Origin of the sequence: Bowmanella yangjiangensis (assembly GCF_017255015.1) — a bacterium.
Classification (GTDB): Bacteria; Pseudomonadota; Gammaproteobacteria; order Enterobacterales; family Alteromonadaceae; genus Bowmanella; species Bowmanella yangjiangensis.
This window is the reverse complement of sequence record NZ_JAFKCS010000273.1, coordinates 1-1,063: the sequence shown is the minus strand read 5'-3', so window position 1 is coordinate 1,063 and position 1,063 is coordinate 1. Positions and strand designations below refer to the sequence as shown.

Below are 1,063 nucleotides of genomic sequence, written 5' to 3'. Positions count from 1 at the left end.
AGGTGCACGGTGGCGATGCGCCGGCCGTTTTCCGTGGTGGTATCGGGGCGCGGCAACGCCGGCAGCTTGAAGGCACGGGTGATGAAAGCGAACGGATCGAGTACCCAGCGCCGATGATCGAGCCCCTCCTCGAATACATAGGGCGCCATCGCGTAGCCGCCCCAGTCCCCGGTGGCCACCGGCACATAGACACGTTCGTCGCTCTCCAGGGACAACGCTGCCTGGGTACGCTCGGGCGCGGTCACGGTCAGCGCCGGCACGTCCCGCGTGCGCAGACGCAAAGGCGCTTCGAACCCGCCGACCAGCGTGGCGTCGTGGGACAGCAGCACGGCATCCTTGCCGACCGCCTGCGAACGCGTGCGGATGCCCAGGCGATCCAGCAGGCTGTCGTTCTCGGTGGGCATCCCGCCCAGGAAGGCGAGCGGCACCTGCTCGTCGAGGCGCTGGCCCAGCCAGTTCTCGAAGTAATCGCGATCCACCGGCGAGCCGCTGGTCATCCACACCACGATGCCCGCGTAGAGCCCTTTCAGCGGGCGCTGCGGCAGCGTGGTATCGGCCGGCCAGTAGTCGACCCGGTACCCCAGGTATTCGAGCAGGCCGCCAAGGTGCACGTGCCCCGGATTGTCTTCGAGCTCGCCCTCGCGCGTATCGTAGACCAGGGCGATACGCCGGGGCTGGACCTCCACGCCGCTGATGCCCATGGCATTCAGCGCAGGGGAGGTCACGTAGGGGATGAAGCCTTCCTCGGTCAGCCGCGCAGCCAGCTGGCGCGCCTGTTCGCGCTGCTCTGGCGGCAGATACTCGATCGCCACCACCGGAATGCCCTGGGCCCGCACCTTGTCGAGGTGCAGCTGCAACCAGTCACGATCGCTCTGCGACACCGACTTGTAACCACCGCCCGCATCCCACCCGGCATAGAGGGACTCGACGGCGACTGCGGCGGCAACGCCCGGCAGCTCTGGCAGCACGTCGAAACCACGGTTGAAGAACAACTTGAGTGTCGGTTCACGCCGGTGCAGTTCGTTCAGCAGGCTCTTCAGCGCCTCGCGCTGGCCGTCCTGAA

At 67.4% G+C, this 1,063-nt stretch carries 1 protein-coding gene; it reads right to left on the bottom strand.

The features are described 5' to 3' along the window. On the bottom strand, positions 1–1,063 hold a 1,063-nt coding region (locus J0A65_RS23915), incomplete at both ends, for a hypothetical protein (protein ID WP_206596769.1).